Source organism: Bartonella sp. MR168JLCBS, assembly GCF_042194175.1.
This window is the reverse complement of the sequence record NZ_JBHIMP010000272.1, coordinates 313-817: the sequence shown is the minus strand read 5'-3', so window position 1 is coordinate 817 and position 505 is coordinate 313. Positions and strand designations below refer to the sequence as shown.

The window sequence follows — 505 nt, the reverse complement described above, 5'->3', positions numbered from 1 at the left end:
TTTCCAAGGGTAAACCATTTGGTGTAGGAGGTAATTGTCGCGCCATCATAGTCATGTTTTGTTCGATGTTTAGGTGATTTTTTAGATAAGCAAAAACATAAGCACGAAAAGTTCCAATGTTGGTTAAACGGCGGTTATTGGCTAATATATCGTGATTTTTATCTAATTTAGCATTCCATTCATTGATTTCTGGTATTTTTTGTGTGAAATAATTTTCTAACAAATTAAATCGGGAAAGATATTCTTGTTCTTCTTTCGTGTGAAAACGGATACTTGATTGGTCAATGAAGAGAGAGCGTTTGATACGTCGTCCACCTGCTTCTTCCATTCCACGCCAATTCTTAAAAGGATCGGTCACCAGTTTACGGATAGGCACTGTGGTGATTGTTTTATCAAAATTTTGAACTTTTACAGTATGAAGTGCAATTTCAGTGACATTGCCATCTGCACCGAGATTGGGGATTTCAATCCAATCGCCGACACGTACCATATCAGAGGATGAAAT

At 37.2% G+C, this 505-nt stretch carries 1 protein-coding gene; it reads right to left on the bottom strand.

Translation table 11 applies throughout. The features are described from left to right. A partial coding sequence (locus ACFIK8_RS10820; RefSeq protein ID WP_375669427.1) for a mechanosensitive ion channel domain-containing protein occupies positions 1-505 on the bottom strand: 505 nt, incomplete at both ends.